Here is a 22,780-nt window from a genome sequence, read left to right on the forward strand (position 1 = left end):
GGGCCCGCTCAGCTCACTTTTGAAACACGCCCTGACGCCCATCGTCACCATCACTGCCGGCTGTCCCAGAGCCCGTTACGCGCAGGATCAAGGCGGCGAGCGTGGCCGGCGCGGTGAGCGGCATCAGGTGGTCGGCGTTCTCGACGGTCTGGACAGTCGCCTGTGGCAACAGCCCGGCGAGGTGCGCGACCAGCCGGTGCACCGGAGGCGGACTGTCCGCGCCCTGGACCAGCACGACCGGCTGGGCGACCGCAGGGTCGAACGTCCACGCGGCGAGCGCGGCGACCTCGCTGGTGAAGACCGGTCCGCTGCGGCTCGCCGCGTCGTCGACGACGGCCGCGCCCAGGACGTCGTCCATGATTTCGCGGTAGCGGGGCCCGCACACCAGAGGCATGAAGGCGTCGAACGCTGCCGCGTGCTCCCCGCGTGCGGTCGCGGCCATCGCCGCACCGATCGCGGGACCGAGGGCCGCGCGGAGATCGTCCACATCAGACGGATCTGCCAGCGCGTCCACCAGCGGCGGTTCCAGCAGGCAGAGGGTACGCACGCACGAAGGGTGGTCAACCGCGAGCTGGAGCGCGATCGCTGCGGCGGATGAGTGCGCCACCACGTGCGCGGGCACACCGCCCAGCCGGTGCAGCAGTGTGGCCGCGTGCCGGGCGTGATCGGCGATGGTGAGGTCGTCCGGGACGGGGCCGCCGGTGTAGCCCGCGCGGACCAACCGCACTACGCGGTGGCCGCGCAGCTCGGAGGCCAGCGGTGTCATCCAGTCCGCGAGGAGGGCGCCGTGCATCAGCAGGAGCGGCTCACCGTCTCCGCCGGTGTCGGTGTATGCGATCTCGGCGCCCTCGATCGACGTTTTGGTCAGGGCGCTGCGAATGTCGGTCATGACGATTCCTTACGCTGGGGGATTCTTGAAACGCCGCGTCCGCCGTCACTTGCGGAGCAGATGGACCCCGACCGCGGCGAAGCCGAGGCCCTGTACAGCGGCGCCGGCGACCTCGAACCACTCGACACCGGCGGCGAGGCCGACGATGTGCGTCGGCGGCCAGATCATGATTGCGGCGGCGGCCCAGCGGGCGATCGACCGGGACCGCCATAGCGCGAGGCCGAGCAGGAACGTGCCGACGAGGTTGCCGAGAACGAACAGCAGGAAAACCCAGGTCCCGGCCGCATCCTCCTGGCGGGCGTCGATCACGCCGGCGAAGTCGGCCATCGGCCCGCCGACCCGCACCATCGCGATGGTGGTGAGATCGGTGAGCAGGATGGCCAGGTAGCAGGCGTATCCGGCGGCCGTCAGCGTGCCGGCGATGAACGACAGCTTCGCCGCACCCCGGCCGGCTAGCCGCGCGGCGCCCAGCGTGGCGGGGATCATCAGCAGCGCGCCGAGCATGCCGAACAAGACCACGTTGTGCAGCAGGGCGGGGTGCGCCGCGGCGGCGGCCAGCGCGTCGGCACCGGTCTGGTCGCCGGCGCCGGCCGCCTGCGCCAGCGCCCATCCGGTGTTGCAGGCGACGATGAACCACGGAGCGAGGAATGCTGCCGCAGCGAGTCCGAACCGTCGCAGGCCGGTGTCATATCGGTCGAACGCCGGGTCCGTGGGCGGCGCAGGCAGGGATGTCCGGCCGACCGGCTGGGAGTCGCTGACGACGGCTTGCCCGTGCTCGCCCTCGCCGAGGGATGAGGCAGGAGTCATGATGAGGTCCTATTTTCAGTGAACGGCCTGTATGGTCAATTCATTCTGGGATTTAGGACGACAGGGTGTCAATCGAAATTGCCCGAGCTCAGGGTGGAGCGTGTTGCCGGATCGACGGATGCTGTTCGCCGTATCGCGGGGGCTTGTCACTCCCTCCGGGCCGGTGTCGTCGGCGGCGGCGTTCGTGCAGAGCCGACCGCCTTGCGCCGGCCGCACGGTGTCGTGTCCAGACCAGGGGCCTGCAGGTAAGACAGGAGCGCCCGATCAAGGTAGTTCTGGCTGATGACGGCCCGATCGGTGCGCACGGTCGCCAGCGTCGACAAGCTGGGCCGCAGCGATGTCCACCAGCCGTCCGGCAGGCCCAGGACGCGATCGAGGTCGACGTCGAGGTCGTCGCGGAGCATGTCGGTGGAGGCGCACGCCGGGCTCGTGACGTGGGTCATCAGGGTGGCCAGGTAGACGGGTTCGTCATCGCCCCTCTGGCTCCACGAATAGTGGCCGAGCGCGCGCGGCCTGGGGACGCTGGGCGGGATCAGGGCCTCGGCGTCCGTCATGCCGGTCCAGCCCTTGCCGCCGACGTCGCGGGCACGGAACGGCGCCACCCGCAGCCACGCCAGATCAGCCGACGGGTCGGCCGGGCGTACGGGCACACCGACCGTCCGGTCGCGGCGGCCCCAGACCGGGGGCCCTTGGGGGATGACCGACGCCAGTTGGGCCGCACGCGTCAGCGCACGGCCCAACTGGTCACGGTGCTGAGTAGTCGAGAGCATCCACGATCTTCCTCTGGGCCGGCCCGTCCAGGCGGGGCGCGGCGGCCACCGCGACCGCCTTTCGCCAGTGTGCCCGGGATGGCGCCGCCCAGGGGCCTCGTCAGCCTGCCCCCCATGCCCAGCAACGACACACTGCGGCACGAGGGGTCCTGCGGTGGTTAACATTCAGCCCCGGCTGCCCGCCACGCCGACGGCGGCGGAAAGGGTCTGAACGCCGGTAACCCGCGGGTGGCGGGCAATCAGGTCGAGTGCCACGGCGCGGATGGCCGCCTCTTCCTCGAGTGACGAGAAGGCGGCCTTTCGAGGAAGCCTGCAGGGCGCAACGCGGGGAGTCCGCCGAACTGCTGCACAGCTCCCGCACCTTCCGTGGGCATCGCCCGCGCGGCTACGCGGTCGACCCGCCGACGACGCCGACCCGCCTCACCTTCGCCTATCGCAAGTCGCCCACCTGCGACGACGGGCTCCTGCTGACCATCCGGGTGGCGGGCAAGCTGCAACTCCCCCTTCCATCGCATCGCCGTGCTGCTGAAGGAGCAGGGCACACCGCAGGTCGAGGAGGGCATCCTCGAAGAGGTGCGCGCACAGTGTGAACCGCGACCTGCGCGCCGCCGTCACGGCCCTCGCCGGATCGCGGCCATGCGCCAGGGCGTCAGCACCGAGGTCGTGGCCGGGCCCGACGCGACCAGGGCGCCGGCCGAGACGACGTGGCTCCCGGGGAACTCCTCGTCTGCGGATCGAGTTCGACCGGCTCTCCGCGCCGCGTCTTCGCCGGCGACATGTCCCCGAAGATCCTCCGGGCCGCCCTCTGCCCGGTGGTCCTCCTCACCCGCTCGGCCACCCGGTAGCTCAGCCGAGCAGGTCCCAGCGGTTGCCCGCGACATCCAGGAAGACCGCCACCCGGCCGTAGGGCTCGGTGCGGGGCACGGTCACGAACTCGACACCCGCGGCGGCCATCCTCCGGTACGCGCCCGCGAAGTCGTCGACCCGCAGGAAGAACCCGACCCGTCCGGCGGCCTGGCCGCCGACGACCGCCCTCTGGCGGTCGCCGTCGGCTCGGGCCAGCAGGATGCCCGTCCGGCCGCCGGGCGGGCGCACGACGACCCACCGCTTGGGGCGGCCGTCGTTGGTGAGCGAGGGCGAATCTTCGACGAGGTCGAAGCCAAGGGCGTCGACGAAGAACGTGATGGCCGTGTCGTAGTCGTCGACGACGATCGTGACCAGGTCGATGTGCATGGCCGATGATCGTAGGGGGCGGGGCCTCAGGTGGCCCGGCGCAGCGGCGCCTGGGAATGGATGGAGCGGGTGCCCGCCGGCGTCCCCCGCTACGCAACGAGGTCACCCTCGTCTCCCACCGGCGACCTGGCGGCGCTCACCATCCCCGTACACGCGATCCTGGCCACCGACGACGATCACCTCGGCCTCGCAACCCACGCCGGCGGCCACGGGCCAGCGCGGTGCGCAGCTCGCCGACGACGGCGGTGACGGGAAAGAAGGCGCGCAGCAGTTTGCCGAGCAGACCGCGATAGAGGGCCGGCGTTGGGATGATGGCGGCTCCGTCTGCGTACGCCCAGGTCAGGGGGAGAAGGTCGAGAGCTGACGCAAGCGGGCGATCGCGTGTACCACTACGGGCGGTGCTCGGCCATCCCGCAGGCCCTTGGCCGGACGCGCCGGGCACTGGCAGGCCCTCCAGCGCCATGGGGGTCCGGCCAGACGGCATCGCCGAGGTCAATGAAGAGCGCCGGGTACGGCGGCGCCAAGGACCGGGGCGGCGAAGGTCGTCCGGAGTGATCAGCACGCCGGTGATGCGGGTGGCGAGGGCCAGGGCCATCGGGATGGGGTTGTCGATGGAGTCGTCGGCGGCCGGGTCGATGCCCAGGTCACGAAGGTGACCGTTGAGTCCGTCGGGGTCTGTGCCCTGCCTGTCGATGGGATAAGCCGGGTTGATGTCGGTGGTGACGTGGCCGTCGACGGCATGGGCGAGGTGGTCCTGGGCGTAGTCGTGTCGCAGCACCGCCACGGCTTCTCCGCCGTCGCGTGACAAGGCCTCCAGCACCTCCCGCCGCGCCAGTCTCCGAGGCGCCGTACGGTGATGATCTGGGGCCCTTCCTGGTAGGTCCAGTCTTCATCTTCGATCAGCCGGATGTGCTCGTCGGCGACGCCGAGCAGGTGCAGCACCTCGTGTTCGCCGAGCCGGCAGTCGTCCTTGTGCTGCCATTCGTAGTCGTCGGGGGACGCGCCGGGGGTCCGTGCGGTGGCGTGGACCAGCTCGAACGTGCCGGCCCGCTCGTAGACCTCGGGATGGGCGGCGAAGAAGGCGTCGATGATCTCCCGGGCGACCCGGCCTCGGTCACTGACGGGGTAGCCCGCCGACTTCGCTCAGGTGCGCATGTGGGAGAAGGTTTCGCGGCTGTGCGTGCGGTAGGTGACCCGAAGGGCGGTGAAGTCGGCGTCAGCCATGATCGGAAAACCTACCTGGCGAGGGTGCGGAGGGTGGCGAAGGCCGAGTGGAGGCATTCCGACAGGTCGGCGGTGTCGTCCGCGGCCAGCCATGACGCGTACGCCGCCCGGAACAGGGCGATCCCCGTCTCGGCGGCCACCGCGGCCTCGGCGGCGCCGGCGCCGCGGGAGCGTAGGGCGGTGGCCAGGCCTTCGGCCAGGACGGCGAGTTTGACGAGTTCGCGTTCGAGGAGTTCCTCGTTGGCGGTGATGACGGCCTGGCGGCGGCGGGCGTAGGAACGGCGTTCCTGGAGGATGGCGGCGGCGCTGTCGAGGGCGGCGGCCACGGCGTCGAGCGGTGGGGTGTCGGTGGGGGCTGCGGCGACGGCGTCGGTGAGGACGCCGAGCAGGGGGTTGGAGGCGCCGAAGAGGACTTCGCGTTTGTCGGCGAAGTGGCGGAAGAAGGTGCGTTCGGTGAGGCCGGCGCGTTGGGCGATCTCGGCGATGGTGGTCTTGTCGTAGCCGCGTTCGGTGAAGAGGTCGAGGGCCGCGTCTTCGAGTCTGCCGCGGGCGTTCGGCTCCCATCTCGCCATGGTTGCAGTCTAGTTGATGTCAGTGTCTGACATCGCTTAGTCTGATGTCAGTTCATGACATCGAAAGAGGTGCGGATCATGCGCGTGTTCGTCACGGGAGCGCCGGGATGGATCGGGTCGGCCCTGGTGCCGCAACTACAGGCCGCGGGCCATGAGGTCGCCGGGCTCGCCCGGTCTGAGGCCTCCGCCGAGGCGCTGGTCACCGCGGGGGTTCGGGTGGTCCGGGGGACACTCGACGATCTCGACACGCTCAAGGGGGCGGCGGCGGGGGCCGATGGGGTCGTACACCTGGCCTTCAAGCATGACATCGCCTTCGCCGGCGGGTTCGCCGAGGCCGCCGAGGCCGACCTGGTCGCCGTCGAGGCGATGCTCGGCGCCCTCGAGGGGACGGGGCGGCCCTTCGTCCTGGCGTCGGGGTTGCTGGGGCTCGCTCCCGGGCGGGTCGCCACCGAGCGGGACTTCCCCGAGCAGGACGCCGGACGGGCGAAGACGGCCCGGCGGGTGCTCGCCGCCGATGGGGTGCGCGGATCGGTCGTGCGACTGGCGCCCACCGTGCACGGCGCCGGGGATCCCGGGTTCATCGCCGCGTACGTCGCCGCGTCGCGGGCGGCGGGGATCGCTGGGTTCGTCGAGGGCGGGCGGTGGCCCGCGGTGCATCGGGATGACGCGGCGCGGCTGTTCTTGCTGGCGCTGGAGAACGCGCCCGCGGGGACCGTGCTGCATGCCGCCCAGGACGAGGGGGTGCCGCTCCGCGAAGTCGCCGAAGCCGTCGGGAAGGGCCTGGGGGTTCCGGTCGAGCGGATGACACCGGAGGAGGCCGCCGCGTCCTACGCCTGGCTGGGGCCGATGCTGGCGATGGACGCGGCCGCGTCCAGTGACGTCACCCGGGAGCTGCTCTCGTGGGAGCCCACCGGTCCCACGCTCCTCGACGACCTGGCGGCTGGGCACTACTTCGGCTGAGACGGGACCACCTGGATGACCGTCTTGCCGGGGGTCCGCCTGGCTGGGGCGAACGCGGCGGCCGTCTGAGGGTGAGCCGGCCGGTTCTGACCCGTTCGGCGAGTTCGGCCAGTTGGGCACGGTTCGGTTCGACGACGAAGAATACGGCCTGCCCGTCCAGCGGCTGGGCGACGGTGACCTGGGTTCCGCCTGGGCGGACCAGTTCGGCCGACCGTTCGAGGACCTGGCCGCCGATGACGTCGAACACCACGTCGACCTCGCCGACCTGCCCGAGATCGCCTGTATCCACGAAGGCACGAGCGCCGAGACCGAGCACGACATCACGATCTGAGGCCCTGCCGGTCCCGATCACGTAGGCGCCCGCCTCCCGCGCGAGTTGGACCGCGATCGAGCCCACCGCGCCCGCCGCGCCGTGGACGAGCACGGTGTGCCCGGCCGCGAGGCGGGCGTGGTCGAACAGCCCCTGCCACGCCGTCAGCCCGGAGATGGGCAGCGCGGCGACCACGATGTGGTCGACGTCGGCCGGGAGCGGCGCCAGGTTCCGGCCTCCACCGCGGTGTACTCGGCCAGGGACCCGTCGCGCCCAGTCGGTCAGGCCGGTCGTACCGTAACCGAGCTCCACGACGACCCCGGACAGCTCGTGACCCGGGACACTGGGCGTCCGGTCACGGCCCGACCGGTGGGTCTAGGTCGTGGGCCAGTCGAGCTCTCCGGTGGTGAAACCGGCCGCGTGTACCCGCACGACGACGTCGTTCTCCGCGGCGTGAGGATAGGGCACGTCGGTCAGGGCGAGCCCGCCGACACCCGCGTCTCGGTCTCGTACGGTGATCGCCCACATCAGCTCGGCCATGGTGCCCCCATGATGCGTTCGACGGTCGCGGTCCGCAGGAGCCGGGGATGAAATGCTCCACCACGTCGGAGTTGGCAGCGGCTGCACGAGGTCCTGCTCGACCGGCTACGGGCTGTCGACGCGCTGGACATGTCCCGAGCTGCTGCCGAGCGCGTGCAGCTCGACTCCGGCCGCGGAGGCCTCCCGCACGATGTCGACCAGATCGGTGAGCGAGGCCGGGCAGAGCCAGCGTGGAATGTTCAGCCGGATCGTCCGCGCCATTTGATCCAAGGGAAGTTCACGGAGTCGTCCCCGCCGCGCATGTAGCCGTCCGGTACACAGACCATGGTCGTCGCCATCTCGCCACCACCCAGTCGCGTCAAGGACAGAGTCCCCAATGCAGCCGGCACGCCCGAACCGGACTCCGCTCAGTAGTGGGCAGGTCCGCGAAAGTTCGGCGGAACAGCGCCGGGCAGGCACGGCTGTCCAGAGCTCTCGCGGATGGTGAGACCAGGTGAAACGGACTGGTGAGAAATATGCCGGTCCAGGAAGGGGTGGACAACGTGTTCGTCATCCCAGATCAGATCTTCTGCTGCTCTGTTGCGCACTTTGGCGTCGGATGACTTTTCGCTGATCGGAGGAGGCATGAGGGCGGGGCATGTTCGTCGATTCTTGGGTAGCGCTACTTGTTCATTTCCTAGTTTACTCTGCGGTGCAGGTATCAGGTAAGCTTCACTCCGTTATTGTGGGCGCATCATAATCACTGCTGCAGCCTGGTGGAATCAGGCAGACTTCCGAAGGTTGACTTACCTAGCTGCGGTGAATTGACCCGCATCGCGTTACGAAACCAAGGCCCTGCGAGCGCCGCCGGAGTCCGTCGAAACCCCTATCGCTCAAGTGACGCTTACCTTACCTCGCCTCTCACCAAGAAATAATGATCGCGCAGCTCATGGCAGATATGGCACTTATGTCTGCTTTAGGTGATGTTTGACATCGGGTGCGGTGGTTTTGTTAGCTGTGCGCGGCCATCTTGCCGCCGGCCCTGTTCTGGGACCTGGTTCATTCCCCTCCCTCTGGAGTCCTTCTTTGAGGCTTCGCCTTGCCATGCCCGCAATCGGGCTACTTCTCGCTGCCTTCATAGCGCCGCAGGCTGCGCACGCCGACCCGTCTGGCGATGTCGGCGTCGCATCGGCGCTCGCGCAGCGTACCGGCGAGCGCGTCGAGGTGATCGACGCCAGGTCTGAGACCCAGACTCTTTACGCCAACACCGATGGCACCTTCACCATGCAGGTCAGCGCCTTGCCCGTCCGAATCCACAGAGATGGCGACTGGGTTGCTGTGGACACCACGCTGGAGCGGCGTGCGGACAACAGCGTCGCCCCCATCGCCACTGCGGTGGAGCTTGCCTTCTCCGGGGGAGGCACGGGCCCGCTGGCCACGATCGCTGCCGCCGATGGACGGTCGTTGAGCATGTCGTGGCCTGGAACGCTCCCGAAGCCGAGCTTGGACGGGCCAGTGGCGACCTACGCCGAGGTGCTGCCCGGAGTCGACCTTCAGATCACAGCCACCGTCACCGGATTCTCCGAACTGCTGGTCGTCAAAAACGCCGAGGCCGCGGCCAATACGGCGCTGACTCAGCTGCGATTCGATCTCAATACCGAAGGGGTGAGCCTGCGTAAGGCCGCCGACGGCGTCACCGAGGCGGTCGCCGACGGGGCGGTGCTGTTCAGTTCCCCGGCGCCGCGCATGTGGGATGCCAGCGGGCGCAAGCAGGCCACGATGGCCACCTCGGTGAGCACCGCGTCGATCGCGCTGACGCCGGACAAGGCGCTCATGGACGATCCCGGCGTGCGGTATCCGATCTACATCGACCCCGAGTGGAATGGCTCACGGCTGGCGTGGGCGATGGTGTCCTCCGACGGGTCCTACACCGGGTGGAACCTGTCGCACCGATCGGAGGCGGGAACCTACGACGGGTCGGTCAAGCGACGCTCGTTCTACCGGATGAACACCGACCGGGTGGTCGGCAAGCATGTCATCAAGGCGACGTTCCGCATCAACGAGACGTGGTCGTGGTCGTGCTCGGCCCGGCCGATCGAGTTCTGGCACACCGGCGCGATCTCGCAGTCGACCACCTGGTCCAAGCAGCCGGCGCTGAAGCGGAAGCTGGATGAACTCAACGTCGCCAAGGGGTTCAGCTCCTCCTGCCCGTCGGGGCCGCTGGCCTTCGAGGCGACGGCGGCGGTGGTCGACTCGGCCGCCAAGGGGCAGCAGGACACCACCTTCGGGCTGATCGCCGGGGATGAAAGCGACACCTTCGGATGGAAGGGCTTCGACCAGACCTCCGCCTCACTGGAGATCGACTACAACAGTGTGCCGAGCCGCCCGGCGGCCATGGCGACCGTTCCGGGCACGCCCTGTGTCACCGGCGCCTCGCGTCCGGCGGTCAGCACCCTGACCCCAACCTTGCGGGCCAAGATCTACGATCCGGACAAGACCGGTGACGGGGTGCGCGCCGAGTTCGACGTCAACGTCTATTCCGGTGGCGCCTGGGGTGACCTGTACGTCAAGAACACCAGCTATGTGGCCTCGGCGAACCCGGTCGCGCACCAGGTCGGCCTGACCGGTCTGGCGCAGGGCGGCATTTACGCCTGGCGTATCCGCGCCTACGACGGCCTGGACGGAGGTGAGTGGAGCCCGTGGTGTGAGTTCCGAGTCGACACCGTCGTTCCCGCCAACACACCCACGGTGAGCTCGGCGGCTTACCCGTCCGACCAGCCGCAAGTGAGCGGGGTGGGCCGCCCGGGCACCTTCACCTTCACCCGCGCGCCCGCCGACACCGACGTGGTCGCCTTCGACTACGCCGTCAACGACCTGTCGGTCCGCCGCCGGGTGCAGGCCCCGTCGGGAACGGCGAACGTGTTGATCGCCCCGCCGCGTGACTTCATCAACGTGGTGTACGTGTGGCCGATCGACGGCGCCGGGAACGCCGGACCGTACGCGACCTACACCTTCGATGTGTCCTTCGTCGTCGACGGGCCGATCTCGTCGTGGTCGATGGACGAGGCGAACACGTCACCGACCGCCGCCGATTCGATCGGCGGGCGCACGCTCACCGCCAGCGGGGTCACCTTCACCGGCGGTCGTTCGATCAAAGCCGCGCAGCTCAACGGCACCTCCAGCTACCTCTCCAGCAGCGGGACGGTGCTGGACACCGGCAAAGCCTTCACGGTCGCCGCCTGGGCACAGGTCACCAACGACACGCACGTCAACACGATCGCCTCCCAGAACGGCAACCGGGCCTCGGGCTTCCAGCTCTACTACAACCATGGCGACCAGAGGTGGACCTTCGGCCGCCGCCCCTCCGACGCCGACGGCGTCCAGCCGGTCAAGGCGGTCTCGGACGCACCGGCCCGGCAAAACGCCTGGGAGCACGTCGTCGGCGTCTACGACCCGGACGCCAAGCAGCTGCGCCTGTACGTCAACGGCCGCCTCCAGGCCTCCCAGCCGGCCTTCACCACTCCCTGGAACGCCACCGGCGACTTCCAGGTCGGCCGGATGAAGATCGACGGCGTGCTCGGCAACTACTTCACCGGCCTGATCGACGACGTGCGGGTCTGGGATCGGATCGTCTACCCGCATGAGGTAGCCGACCTGGTCAACCGTCCCGTGCAACATCAGGTGTTCTGGCGTTTCAACGAGGGGGCGGGTACCAGCGCGGCCACCTCCACCAGCCACAGCGGCCGCACCGCCACCCTGTACGGCGGCGCCGGCTGGACAACCGACGGCCATGAGGGCAACGCCCTCTTGGTCCCCTCCTCCGGCCAGTACGCCGCTCCTTCGAGCTTCATGACCCGTACCGACGGCAGCTTCTCGGCCGCCGTGTGGGTGCGCCGGTCGGCTTTCGGCACCACCCACACCGCGCTCAGCCAGGACGGCTCCCGCCGCAGCGGGTTCACCCTCGGCTTCCGGGGCGGCAAGTGGTCCTTCGACATCCCGGCCTCCGACACCGACAGCGCCTCCTTCGTCAGCGCCGCGATCGATCCAGCCCAGTGGCCCACCGATCCCGACGAGTGGACGCTGCTCGTCGGCGTCTACGACCACCCGCGCGCCCAACTCCGCCTCTACTTGAACACCCAGAAGGTGGCCGAGGTTTCCGGAACCAGCACGTGGAACGCCACCGGCGTCACCCAGATCGGCCGGGCCAAACTGACCGGCGCGTCCGCCTCCCCGTGGCTGGGCGAACTGGACGACGCGCACCTCTACACCGGCGCCCTCTCCGACGAGGACGTCATCAACCTCTTTTTCGGCTTCTGACATGGAGAAACGAGCAGTGAACCTTCGTTGGACGGCCCGCGTGGCCGCCCCGCTGGCCGCCGTCCTGGTGGCCGGGCTGTTACAGGCACCTCCGGCCACCGCCACGTCGGCGGCACCGGAACCGATCAAGACGAAGGACACCCCGTCGGTCGACGGCGCCGAGTTCAAGGTGCGCCCCGCCGCGCCCGACCCGGAGAAGGGCGCCGCGTGGCAGCCCAAGCCGATCACCGGCACGGTGAAGGTGGAGGGCGCGGCCCAGCCGATCAGCTTGGCCGACACGGCCCGTGCCCTGGTCAGGGCGTCCGGCAGAGGTGAGGTCAGCCTGGGCTACGAAGCGGTCGAAGACGCCTATGGGGCCGACTGGGCCTCACGGTTGCGCCTGGTGAAGCTGCCCGACTGCGCGGCCACCACCCCGCAAGCCGCGCAATGCCAGGTCGAGACGCCCGTCCCCGCCGAGAACGACACCGAGGCCAAGACGGTGAGCGCGGAGAATCTGACCGCGGGCGTCTACGCGCTGACCGCGGGACCCAGCGGCGCCTCCGGCGACTACTCGGCCACCTCGTTGTCGCCGTCGGCGACGTGGACGGCGGGTGGGTCGACCGGCGACTTCACCTGGACGTACCCGATGCGCACCCCGCCAGGGCTGGGCGGCCCGATGCCCCAGGTCGCGCTCACCTACAGCTCCTCCAAGGTCGACGGGCTGACGGCGTCCACGAACAACCAGCCCAGCGTGGTCGGTGAGGGGTGGGACCTGCAGTCGGGCGGGTTCATCGAGCGCCGCTACCGCTCCTGCGCCGACGACGGCGTCACCCCCAAGACCGGCGACCTGTGCTGGGCCTACGACAACGCGACCGTCACGCTGGCCGGCAAGGCGAGCGAGCTGATCCGTGACGACGCCTCGGGCGAGTGGCGGATGAAGAGCGACGACGGCACCAAGGTCGAGAAGCTCACCGGCACCACCAACGGCGACAACGACGGCGAGCACTGGAAGCTCACCACCATCGACGGCACCCAGTACTTCTTCGGTCTGAACCGGCTGCCCGGCTGGACCAGCGGCAAGCCCGAAACGGCCTCGGCGTGGACGGTGCCCGTCTACGGCGACGACTCCGGTGAGCCGTGCAACGCCCAGGACTGGTGCCGGCAGGCGTGGCGGTGGAACCTCGACTACGTCGTGGACCCCAACGGCAACGCCGCCACGTACTGGTATTCCAAGGAAACCAACAACTACAACCGCAACCTGTCGACGGTGACGGCCTACGACCGCGGCGGCTGGCTCGACCGCGTCGACTATGCGCAGCGCTCCGGTACCCTGTTCACCGCCCAGGCCCCCGCCCGGGTCGTCTTCGGCATGGCAGAACGCTGCCTGCCCGACGGCAACTTCGACTGCGCCGAGTCGAAGTTCACCACCGCCAACGCCACCAAGTGGCCCGACACCCCGGCCGACCTCAACTGCCCCTCCACCTGTACGGGCAAGACGTCGCCGAGCTTCTGGACGCGCAAGCGGCTCACCAGCGTGACGACCCAGATGTACTCAGGTTCGGGCACCGACTACGTCGACGTCGACACCTGGAAACTCACCCACCTGTTCCCCGCCGCCGGTGACGGCACCACCCCGTCGTTGTGGCTGGACTCCGTCCAGCAGACCGGCAAGGCCCCCGGCGCCACCGCGGTCACCCTGGCGGCCATCACCTTCGGCGGCGCGCAGATGCACAACCGCGTCGACGACCAGGGCGGCGTGCGCCCGTTCACCAAGCGGCGTCTCGCCTCCATCGTCAACGAGACCGGCGGCCAGACGTCCGTCACCTATTCCGGCGAGGACTGCACCCCGGGATCCCTGCCCGCGCCCGACAGCAACACCCGACGGTGCTTCCCCCAGTACTGGACCCCCGAGGGCGAGACCGACCCGATCCGCGACTGGTTCCACAAGTACGTCGTCACCGGGGTGAGCGAGGTCGATAACACCGGCGGCGCTCCCTTCGTCACCACGAAGTACGAGTACGTCGGCGGCGCGGCCTGGCACTACGACGATGACGACGGCCTGACCAAGGACAAGTACAAGACGTGGTCGCAGTGGCGCGGCTATGAGAAGGTCCGCGTGTACGGGGGCGAGTCGACCGAGACCCGCTCGATGAGCGAGACCCTCTACTTCCGTGGCATGGACGGCGACAAGACCTCCTCCGGCACCCGGAACGTGTCGGTCACCGACTCCGAGGGCGTCGCCGTCGAGGACAAGCCCTGGCTGCAGGGCACGGTCCGCGAGTCGATCACCTACAGCGGCCCCGGCGGCGACGTCGTGGAAGGCGTCATCACCGACCCGTGGTCCAGAGGCCCGACCGCGACCCGCGCGCGATCGTTCGGAACCGTCCACGCCTACGTCACGGGCACGGCCAAGACCCGCACCCGCACGGCCCTGAGCGCGGGCGGCTGGCGGCGCACCGAGTCGCGGACGGCGTTCACCGACGAGGGCCTGCCGAGCGAGGTCAGTGACCTGGGCGACACGTCCACGGCCGCCGACGACCGCTGCACCCGCACGACCTACGTCCGCGACGACACCAAGTGGATCATCGACACGCCGTCGCGCGTCGAGACGGTCTCCGTCGCGTGCGCCACCACCCCCTCACGCCCCGGCCAGCTCATCTCCGACGCGAAGACGACGTACGACACCCGGGGGAACGTCACCAAGACCGAGCGGCTGTCCGGCTGGAGTGGCGGACCGCAGTACACCACGGTCGCCACTACGGTGTACGACGCCTACGGCCGCGCCACCGAGGTCGCCGACTCGGCCTCGAACAAGACGACCACCGCCTACACGCACGCCACGGGTGGCCTGGTGAGCCGCACGACCGTGACCAACCCCGCAGGTCATGTGACCACCACCGACCTGAACCCCGCGTGGGGAACCGTCACGGCGACGGTGGACGCCAACAACAAGCGCACCGACGTCGCCTACGACGCCCTCGGCCGCACCACGCAAGTCTGGCCGCCCATCCGGCCCAAGTCGACGAATCCGAACTCGCCCAGCGTCAAGTACACCTACCTGGTCCGCGCCGACGGCCCCGTCGCGGTGACCACCCAGACCATCCGCAACGACGCCACCTACACCACCAGCCACGCTCTGTACGACGGCCTGCTGCGCCCGCGCCAGACCCAGGCCCCCGCACCCGGCGGCGGACGCGTCATCACCGACACCTTCTACAACTCGCGCGGCCTGGCGGTGAAGGCCAACGCCTCCTACTTCAACGACCAGGCGCCCGCTACCACGCTGTGGAACGTCGCCAACGACACCGACATCCCCTCCCAGACCCGCACCACCTACGACGGCCTCGGACGGGTCACCAAGTCGGCGTTCCACGTGCGCAACGTGGAGAAGTGGAAGACCACCACGACCTACGGCGGCGACCACGTCACCGTGACCCCACCGGCGGGCGGCACGCCGACCACCACCTACACCGACGCGCGGGGCCTGACCACGGAACTGCACCAGCACAAGAGCGTCGGCTACGACCGCACCCGTTACGGCTACACCCCGGCGGGCCAGCTCGCCGCCGTGACCGACGCCGCCGGCAACGAATGGAAGTACACCTACGATCTGCGCGGCCGGAAGACCAAGGACGAGGACCCCGACAAGGGGACCACGACCTCGACGTACAACGACCTCGACCAGCTCACCTCCACGACCGACGCCCGCGGCACCACGCTCACCTACACCTATGACGCGCTTGGCCGCAAGACCGGCCTGTTCAACGGATCGACCAAATTGGCCGACTGGACCTATGACACCCTCCTCAAGGGCGCCCAGACGGCCGCCACCCGTTACGTCGGCGGCCAGCCGTATGTGACGAAGGTCGACTCCTACGACGACGCCTACCGCCCGATCACTCAGTCTGTGGTGATCCCGTCGGCCGAGGGCACCAAGCTGGCCGGTACCTACCAGTACGCCTTCGGCTACAACGTCGACGGGACCACGGCCCAGTACACGATCCCCGCCGCCGGTGGTCTGCCCCGTGAACTGCTGCTGAGGGGCTACGACGAACTCGGCAACCCGCTCACCACCAGCGGCATGACCAGCTACGTCACCGAGACCCGCTACGACAAGCTCAGCCAGCCGCAGTTCATCCGGATGCGGACCAGCACGACCGCCAAGCAGACCGTCCGCCAGTGGTTCTACGAGGAGGGCACCAACCGCCTCCAACGCCTGACCACCCAGCGGGAAGTCAGCCCCGCCATGGTCAGCGACCTCAACTACAGCTACGACGCCGCCGGCAACATCACCGCCATCACCGACAAGGCGAGCACGACCGACGCCCAGTGCTTCCAGTACGACTACCTGCGCCGCCTCACCGAGGCATGGGCCCAGGGAAGCGAAGGCTGCGCGGCGACCCCGGCGCAGTCGGTGGTCGGCGGCCCGGCCCCGTACTGGACGAGCTTCGGCTACGACGTCACCGGCAACCGCACCACTGAGGTCAAGCACGCCGCCTCGGGTGACACCACCCGCACCTACTCCTATCCGTCGGCCGGCTCGCCCCGCCCGCACGGCGTGACCGCGATCAGCGGCGGCGACGCTTACACCTACGACGCCGCCGGAAACACCGTCACCCGCAAGGTCGGGGCCGACCCGCAGCAGACCCTGGACTGGGACGCCGAAGGCCACCTGTCCAAGGTCACCACAACGGCCGGAGTCACCAGCTACCTGTACGACGCCGACGGCAACCGGCTCATCCGCCGCGACCCGACCGGCACCACCCTCTACCTGCCCGACCAGGAAATCCGCCTCACGACGGCGACCAACAGCACCACCTGCACCCGCTTCTACACCCACGGGGGCCAAACGGTCGCCCAGCGGGTGCTGGGCACGGTGACCTGGCTGGCCGGCGACATGCAGGGCACCGCCACCGCATCGGTCACCGCCACCGACGCCCAGACCACGGCGGTCCGCCGCCAGACCCCGTTCGGCACCAGCCGCGACGCCACCACGGTGGTGTGGGCCAACGAGAAGGGCTTCGTCGGCGGCACCGCCGACCCCTCCACCTCCCTAACCCACCTGGGCGCACGCGAATACGACCCACGCGCCGGCCGCTTCCTGTCGGTCGACCCGCTGCTGAACACCAGCGACCCGCAGCAGATGAACGGCTACAGCTACGCCGCCAACTCGCCGGTCACCTTCTCCGACCCCACCGGCCTGATCCCCGACGACTACGCCAACGGCAGGAACGGCGGCTACCGAGGCTGGCAGCAGGACACGGCGGATCGCAAGGCCGGCCGCCCGGTCACCTCGCGCCCCGACTACAAACCGATCGGAAACTACACCGCCCGCCCGGCGGCGAAGGCGGGCTGCGGCACATGGGACTTCGGCTGCAAGGCCCGTTCGGTCATCAGCAGCGCCGGCCAGTGGATCGCCGAACACAAAACCGTGATCATCTCCACGGCGGTGTCGATCGGCGTCGGCGCGCTCTGCACCACGATCACCGCAGGTGCGGGCGCGGTGGGCTGCGCAGTGCTGGGCGGCATGGCCGGACGCCTGGTCTCCGACGGCATGAGCGGGCAGATCGACAGCCTGGGTGACGCGCTCACCTCGGCCGCGTGGGGAGCGGGCGAAGGCCTGCTCGGCCTGGGAATCGGCAAGTTGATCGGCGCTGGTGCGGGCAAGATCGGAGCGGCCTTCCGCCAATCACCGGTCCGGGCCGCGCCGGCCGCACCGACACCCCGGGCGGCGACCTCCTGCACCACCAACAGCTTCACCCCCGCCACCCTGGTGCTGCTGACTGGTGGCGCCACCAAGTCGATCAGCGACATCCAACTTGGCGACGAGGTCCTGGCAGGTGACACGGCGACTGGAAAGGTGGAGGGCAAGCCGGTCACAGCGCTGGTCACGGGCGCCGGCAGCAAGGACTTGGTCGACATCACCGTCGACGGCGGACAGACCATCACCGCGACAGCCGGTCACCCCTTCTGGGCACCCGCTCTCAAGAAGTGGGTGCCCGCGGAGAACCTGACCGCGGGCACGTTGCTCCTCACGGCCGCGGGCACACATCTTCAGGTCGCCAAGGTGGCTGAACGGGCGGCCGTTCAGCGGGTCCACAATCTGACGGTCGCCGACCTCCACACGTATTTCGTGCTCGCCGGCTCGTCGCCAGTTCTCGTGCACAACTGCGGGGACGCGATCGACCTCTACCACGGAACCAGCAGAGAGGGCGCAGCCGCCATTCGCGCAAATGGCGTAGACCCGGCCTACGCACCCCGCCCGAGGGACTTCGGAGACGGCTTCTACACCACCCGTCTCCGCAGCCAGGCACAGGACTGGGTGGACAAAAGGTATCCCGGCGGAGAAGTGCTCCACTTCCGTGTACCGACCTCTGAGCTCGAAGGTTTGACCACACTCACCTTCTCCGGCCCGAGTCCCCTTCTCTCGGAATTCGTCAGGCACTATCGTGGAGGTGGCACCAATTTGCCTTACGATATGGTCGAAGGCCCCATGCTTGCGAACCCCAAAGCCTTCATGGGCGGCGCCGCACCCATATGGATCGGCAATCAGGTGACCTTCTTCAGGAACACTGGACCGATGCTCGACAGAGCCCTTCAGTAAGGTAGCGATGAGCAGGTATCTGATGGCCACGTCATCAACGATGGAAGCCTACATCGACGATATAGCGGCCGAGATGACCGAGCTGGCAGGAATATCCATTAGCGAAGCCATCGCCCGGATCAACCATTTCTGGGCCGGTCAGGACATGTCAAATGACGATGATCTCGGTAACGGTCTCGTCTATCACGAGCTACCCCATTACTGGGCCATGGCAATTCTCTACACAGAGGTGAAATCCTGGAGTCCGGACGCAGACCGATCCGACTGGGCTTTACGGCCCGCCCCTGAGGCAGGCTCGCGATACTGGACATCCGAGGGGTAGTAAAGTGTGGCCGACAGGATTCTGTCGGCCACACTTTTTAACGGATCCAAAAATGCGAGAAAGAAAGCGGCGGTGTGCAGGGTACCGACATTCTGGTACGGGCGCCCATCGCCGACTCACTCGGCTTCTATATATGCCACATTGCGCACACAAGGGGACAGCGGATATACGGCCAACTGGACGCTCAAGCCCAGCGACGCCGGTGGCGTGCCGCCGTCAACGTGAGCCACGCTAGAGACCTTCAAAGGCTGGGGTTATGGCGGTTTGAAGTCGAGGCGGGTCTTGGCTAGGAAGCAGCTGATGAGCTGGGGCCGGCGCTGAAGTCGGGCGCCGCGGCGCTGAAACTCGCGGTGATCCCGGGCAACGACCCCGCCATCGCCCTTTACCGGCGCAATGGTTTTGTCGCAACGGGACACCTCGGGAACCTGCTGCCCGACGGCGTGACCAGGGAGCATGTGATGGTAAAGGTACTGCGCTAACGGGACCAACCCGGCCACGCCATGCGGCGCACCAGGTCCTAGTGGACGCAGCCATGCGAGGCCGCGCGGCAAGTTTCGGCGCAAAGCGTCGAGGCGTTCGCAAATCTGTGCCTCGGTCAGCGATTACCCGTTCGGTCTGCGACCTTGGCGCTGATGTTGAGTTCGGCAGCGGTCCTGATGAGATGCTGCCGAACTCGACGAGAGTGTCAGGCCGGGCAGGTGACCGAGTACGAGGCCGGGGTCGTGTCGTAGGTCTGGCCGCCGTGGGTCAGTGCCAGCTTGAACTGGCCGGCCTCGGTCTGTGTCGCGGGCCACGGGAGATTGGCGAAGATCCGTTCGCCGGGTTTCCCGGTGAACGTGACCTTGGCCGGGGTGCCGACCGGCTGCCACTGACCGCCGGTGGTCTTCCTGATCAGCTGGTAGTCGGCCGTGCCGGTGAACTCGTTGGCGATGAAGTAGGCGCGGTTCTTAACCCACGCGTTGCTGCCGCAGAAGGGATTCGCGTCCGGCACCGTGTGGACCACGAAGATGTCGTGGTCGGCGTCGGCGCACGCCGTGCCGTAGTTCACCGTCGGGGACACCGTGCCATCATTGTGTATCTTGAGTGCCAGTGAGCCGGAGACCGCCTGATGGCCTTGCAGCATGAGGGTGCTGCTGTCCTGGTACCAAGGATCGGTGCCCGTGGAGATCGCGGAGTCGGTGATGCCGGCGGGACTGCCGCTGATCATCCACTCGTAGGTGATGTTGGCAGGTCCGCTGGCGGCCCTGATCGTCCCCCTAGCGCGCAGCGATCTCTGCGGTCCGCACATAGTGGCCCAGTTCCCCGCGAATTCGACCTCGTTCACCTGGCCGTGGGCTCCCGTCGGGTTCCCATCCTGGCAGTACACCCCGAACCAGGCCGTGACCGGTTCGGCCGCCGGGCTGAGGATCTTGAGCGTGACCGAGCCCTTGACCTGTGTCTGATAGTCGTACGGGATGACAGCGAGGGCACCTGGCTGACCGGTGAATTTCAGCGTCCCCGATGGGCCCTTGACGCCTTGGTCGTTCACCCATTCGTAGGTCACGGTGGCGGGGACCTTGTTGACGGTCACCTTCCCAGTGAACCGAATCGTCATCGGGCACTTCCCGGAGTTCCAGAAAGGGGCGCCGGTGTCGATGCTCGGCGTCGCGACGACGGGTCCGGTGTCGCAGGTGACGCCGTACACGGCCCGACTCGACACCGTGACGTCAGGACGCAGGACGCGGACGGCCTTCCAACCGGTCGCACTCTCGGTGACGGTGGCCGTCGTGGACAAGGTGCGACTCTGTGAGGTCGTGAAGTTCACGTACTGGATCGGCCCTTCACCACCCGCGCTGTCGATCCACTGGTAGGCGACGCGCGCCGGGACTCGCGAGACCTGAAGGTGCGCGGTGAATTTCACCTCCGCGGGGCACGTGCCCGCGTAGCTGGCAGGTGCGGCCGTCACGAAGGCCGCAGCTCGCACCCGCTCCGCCGCTCCACCCGGCAGGGGATGAACGGGGGTGTAGACGGGTTCGCGGCCCGAGCACGCCACCGTGAACCGTGCCTTCTGCGAAACTACGGGCCGGGCACCGAGAATCTGCACCGCCTGCCAGCCCTTGGCGTCGCCGTCAAACACCTGCCGATCCCGCACGGTGACGCGTTTGGACCCCCGCGCCATGATGGTTTTGACCGCGCTCATGGTTCCGTCGGAACGGATCCAGCGATAACGCACCACTCCCTTCCCGCCGACGTTGATGACAGCCGAGAATCCCACGCTGGCCGGACAATCGCTCGTCTGCCGGACGGGTGACGCTGTCACTCTCGCAACCGACGCCCGTGCCGCCGATGCTTCTGCCGGCACCGCCACCAGACCAGCCGACAATGCCAGCGCAGTCACCAACAACGAACACTTCAACCGCACCGTAATACCCTTCCTCGCCAACATCGCAGCCATCTTTGACCACTCAGCCGTCAAGGAGTACGGAAACTTCAGGTTCTCGGCGTTTTGTTATCAGCCTGATGCGAGGCGATCTTGTCGCCGTTCGAGAATCACATTTCGGGCATCCGTAATCACGGACTGCGTAGGTGCCAGCACCAATGGATGGCGTAGCAGATATTGGCGCCTGACCGTCTTCGCGGACCCGGGCCAATTTGCCTGTATGCGAGAAACATCTCAGGCCCGTATTGTGCGCGATGGGTTTCAGGTGTGCTTGTGCGGTCGGGGTACCGTGATCACGAGCGAACGTACGTGGACGCCGCGTGACCGAGACAGCTGCGCCGCCTGCTGATCAAGGTCAGCCTGCAACGTATCAGGCCTCAGCTTCTTCGCTCGTATCCTGTACGCGTTGTCTCGAGTCGTCCACAGCTTGACCGGGTGCCAGCCCACAAGGTAGATGCCGACATCCGTCCTTGCTTCCTTCAGGTATCTGTCGACCAATTGCTTCTCCTGCGCTGTCTTCAAATTCTTGTTGCCGGCACACTTGACCTCGATGACCAGTTTCAGCGGTTCTCCAGCCTCAGGGAACTCGCGGTGTGTTTCGGGAAGAGCTTCGACGAGGATGTCGGTACGGTCTCCAGCCCCCGAAGGCATCGGTCGACTGAATCAGCACCTCCCGATTAACCACAACACCGTGGCGGGCCATCCGTAGTCGCAATTCGTGAGCGACGTAAGCGCATAGCGCCGCTTCGGGCTTGGGTTGCCACAGGTCGGGTATCTCGGGTTGGTTCCCTCGCTTGCGCTGGCCCGGAATGCGGTCCCAGAGCAGCTCTCCTTGTGGCGGTAGCGCGTCCCCGATCTCTTCCAATGTCTCCAGCACGACTTTCAACAGATCTGTGCTTGTGTGCACGACGCGGCGGGTCGGATCATGCAGGATGTTGATCACGTCGTCCACGGCGACCTGAGTCCAGCGAGCGGCGGCGTATTGCGTCACTGCGGAGATGAGCGCTGCGGCAATCGCCAGCCTGTCGGGGTTGGCGTCGGCCAACTGCCGGAGACGGCTCACGGCTTCGGTGGACGCGCGGCGACTTAGTTCCTGCAGCAGGCTGTCACGCCACCTCCAGGCCTGTTCGTTTGTGTCTACCCAATGGGCTTCTCGGCGGAGCCTGTCGTTTTCCGGCGGGTAGAGCTCGCTGAGTCAGAGGTATAGGTCCATCAATTGCGACTCGGTGAGCGCCTGCTGGATGGCATGCTCGGCTTCGGTTCGAACGGACATTTCAGCGAAGCGCCGTCCGACATTGTGCCCCGTCTTGATGTAGGTCCATACGCGAGACCAATGTGTCTCCGCATCGACGATTAATAATGCTTCGGCCGCTAAGACGGCAGCACGGGAAGCGGCGTCCCCAGCAGCATCGTTCCCGAGCGCGGCCGCGATGATGACATGGGGGATTCTGCTTTCGGTCGTCAGCAAGGCATGGAGAAGCCTGTTCCAGGTGCTCAGCACGGTGGTGGCCGAATCCGTCCCATCGGGCAGTTGCGCGAGCCTCAGATCGTTCGCGGTTCCCGGCAAGATCCTTAGCCAGATGGACAGGTCGGTGAGCAGTTGCTCCATGGTGGTGAGGAGTTCGGGCGCCCACGACGGATCGATGTACCGAAGGGAGAGTGGAGGATCGCATGGTCTGGCAGCCAGACGTGGTGTCCCTCATCGAACGAAACGACGGGCGCGAAGGGCTCGAAGCCGTGGTGGAGGCCGCCACGTGGGCGCCCTCGATTCACAACACTCAGCCGTGGTCGTTCGCCATCGCCGGGGAGGAGATCAGCCTCCGCGCAGACATGGACCGGCGGCTGCCCTACAGCG

General features: G+C 67.9%; 19 protein-coding genes and 1 pseudogene. 6 read left to right on the forward strand and 14 right to left on the reverse strand.

Annotated elements, in window-relative coordinates; translation table 11 throughout:
• Window positions 1-13: 13 nt before the first annotated feature.
• From QSK34_RS36975 to QSK34_RS36985, 3 genes are all read right to left on the reverse strand, one after another.
• The gene (locus tag QSK34_RS36975; protein WP_285591420.1) at window positions 14-889 is read right to left on the reverse strand and encodes an alpha/beta fold hydrolase; all 876 of its coding nucleotides are present in this window, start codon (window positions 887-889) and stop codon (window positions 14-16) included.
• 45 nt (window positions 890-934) lie between these two features.
• Window positions 935-1,696, reverse strand: coding sequence for a hypothetical protein (locus QSK34_RS36980; RefSeq protein ID WP_285591422.1), 762 nt, complete (start codon window positions 1,694-1,696; stop codon window positions 935-937).
• Between the two features lie 146 nt (window positions 1,697-1,842).
• A complete protein-coding gene (locus tag QSK34_RS36985) occupies window positions 1,843-2,466 on the reverse strand; it encodes a hypothetical protein (RefSeq protein WP_285591424.1) in 624 nt (207 codons plus the stop codon).
• A 704-nt stretch (window positions 2,467-3,170) separates the two neighbouring features.
• Between QSK34_RS36985 and QSK34_RS36990 the strand changes: the two genes are divergently transcribed.
• Window positions 3,171-3,311, forward strand: coding sequence for a hypothetical protein (locus QSK34_RS36990; protein ID WP_285591426.1), 141 nt, complete (start codon window positions 3,171-3,173; stop codon window positions 3,309-3,311).
• Between the two features lies 1 nt (window position 3,312).
• Here the strand turns inward: QSK34_RS36990 and QSK34_RS36995 are convergent, their stop codons facing one another.
• From QSK34_RS36995 to QSK34_RS37005, 4 genes and pseudogenes are all read right to left on the reverse strand, one after another.
• Window positions 3,313-3,699, reverse strand: a complete 387-nt coding sequence (locus tag QSK34_RS36995; protein WP_285591428.1) for a VOC family protein — start codon at window positions 3,697-3,699, stop codon at window positions 3,313-3,315.
• Between the two features lie 136 nt (window positions 3,700-3,835).
• Window positions 3,836-4,519, reverse strand: a complete 684-nt coding sequence (locus tag QSK34_RS37000; protein ID WP_285591430.1) for a DUF6461 domain-containing protein — start codon at window positions 4,517-4,519, stop codon at window positions 3,836-3,838.
• A 257-nt stretch (window positions 4,520-4,776) separates the two neighbouring features.
• Window positions 4,777-4,833, reverse strand: a pseudogene (locus QSK34_RS37985) (Lsr2 family DNA-binding protein); the annotation flags it as partial.
• A gap of 101 nt (window positions 4,834-4,934) precedes the next feature.
• Window positions 4,935-5,495 carry a TetR/AcrR family transcriptional regulator gene (locus tag QSK34_RS37005; protein ID WP_285591432.1) on the reverse strand — a complete coding sequence of 187 codons (561 nt, stop codon included), beginning with the start codon at window positions 5,493-5,495 and terminating at the stop codon, window positions 4,935-4,937.
• Window positions 5,496-5,573: 78 nt separating this feature from the next.
• Here QSK34_RS37005 and QSK34_RS37010 point away from each other — a divergent pair, with 78 nt between their 5' ends.
• Window positions 5,574-6,455, forward strand: coding sequence for an SDR family oxidoreductase (locus QSK34_RS37010; protein ID WP_285591434.1), 882 nt, complete (start codon window positions 5,574-5,576; stop codon window positions 6,453-6,455).
• On the opposite strand, the gene QSK34_RS37900 is transcribed toward QSK34_RS37010, so the two are convergent.
• The 3 genes from QSK34_RS37900 to QSK34_RS37025 all read right to left on the reverse strand — a co-directional run bounded on the left by QSK34_RS37900 (window position 6,376) and on the right by QSK34_RS37025 (window position 7,566).
• Entirely contained in the window at window positions 6,376-7,077 is a 702-nt protein-coding gene (locus tag QSK34_RS37900) for a zinc-binding dehydrogenase (RefSeq protein ID WP_353051473.1), read from the reverse strand. The two genes, QSK34_RS37010 and QSK34_RS37900, sit on opposite strands and share 80 nt — an antisense overlap.
• Window positions 7,078-7,140: 63 nt before the next feature.
• Window positions 7,141-7,305 carry a hypothetical protein gene (locus tag QSK34_RS37020; RefSeq protein WP_285591437.1) on the reverse strand — a complete coding sequence of 55 codons (165 nt, stop codon included), beginning with the start codon at window positions 7,303-7,305 and terminating at the stop codon, window positions 7,141-7,143.
• A gap of 105 nt (window positions 7,306-7,410) precedes the next feature.
• Entirely contained in the window at window positions 7,411-7,566 is a 156-nt protein-coding gene (locus QSK34_RS37025; RefSeq protein WP_285591439.1) for a hypothetical protein, read from the reverse strand.
• A 705-nt stretch (window positions 7,567-8,271) separates the two neighbouring features.
• Here QSK34_RS37025 and QSK34_RS37030 point away from each other — a divergent pair.
• Genes QSK34_RS37030 through QSK34_RS37040 form a run of 3 tightly spaced genes read left to right on the forward strand, consistent with a single transcriptional unit; the run spans window position 8,272 to window position 18,506 of the window.
• Window positions 8,272-11,601, forward strand: coding sequence for a LamG domain-containing protein (locus QSK34_RS37030; RefSeq protein WP_285591441.1), 3,330 nt, complete (start codon window positions 8,272-8,274; stop codon window positions 11,599-11,601).
• Window positions 11,602-11,617: 16 nt separating this feature from the next.
• Entirely contained in the window at window positions 11,618-18,184 is a 6,567-nt protein-coding gene (locus tag QSK34_RS37035) for a polymorphic toxin-type HINT domain-containing protein (RefSeq protein WP_285591442.1), read from the forward strand.
• 7 nt (window positions 18,185-18,191) lie between these two features.
• Complete coding sequence (locus tag QSK34_RS37040; RefSeq protein WP_285591443.1) at window positions 18,192-18,506, forward strand: hypothetical protein; 315 nt, start codon at window positions 18,192-18,194, stop codon at window positions 18,504-18,506.
• 685 nt (window positions 18,507-19,191) lie between these two features.
• On the opposite strand, the gene QSK34_RS37045 is transcribed toward QSK34_RS37040, so the two are convergent.
• From QSK34_RS37045 to QSK34_RS37060, 4 genes are all read right to left on the reverse strand, one after another.
• Window positions 19,192-20,886 carry a hypothetical protein gene (locus tag QSK34_RS37045; RefSeq protein ID WP_285591445.1) on the reverse strand — a complete coding sequence of 565 codons (1,695 nt, stop codon included), beginning with the start codon at window positions 20,884-20,886 and terminating at the stop codon, window positions 19,192-19,194.
• A gap of 300 nt (window positions 20,887-21,186) precedes the next feature.
• The gene (locus tag QSK34_RS37050) at window positions 21,187-21,576 is read right to left on the reverse strand and encodes a DUF8371 domain-containing protein (RefSeq protein ID WP_285591446.1); all 390 of its coding nucleotides are present in this window, start codon (window positions 21,574-21,576) and stop codon (window positions 21,187-21,189) included.
• Window positions 21,503-21,988: a hypothetical protein gene (locus QSK34_RS37055; RefSeq protein WP_285591448.1), complete on the reverse strand. Its 486-nt coding sequence runs from the start codon at window positions 21,986-21,988 to the stop codon at window positions 21,503-21,505. The genes QSK34_RS37050 and QSK34_RS37055 overlap by 74 nt, the downstream gene beginning before the upstream one ends.
• Window positions 21,989-22,120: 132 nt before the next feature.
• A complete protein-coding gene (locus QSK34_RS37060) occupies window positions 22,121-22,534 on the reverse strand; it encodes a hypothetical protein (RefSeq protein ID WP_285591450.1) in 414 nt (137 codons plus the stop codon).
• Between the two features lie 62 nt (window positions 22,535-22,596).
• Here QSK34_RS37060 and QSK34_RS37065 point away from each other — a divergent pair.
• A partial coding sequence (locus tag QSK34_RS37065; protein ID WP_285591452.1) for a nitroreductase family protein occupies window positions 22,597-22,780 on the forward strand: 184 nt, incomplete at its 3' end.

The organism is Herbidospora sp. NBRC 101105, from assembly GCF_030269205.1.
Taxonomy (GTDB): Bacteria; Actinomycetota; Actinomycetes; order Streptosporangiales; family Streptosporangiaceae; genus Herbidospora; species Herbidospora solisilvae.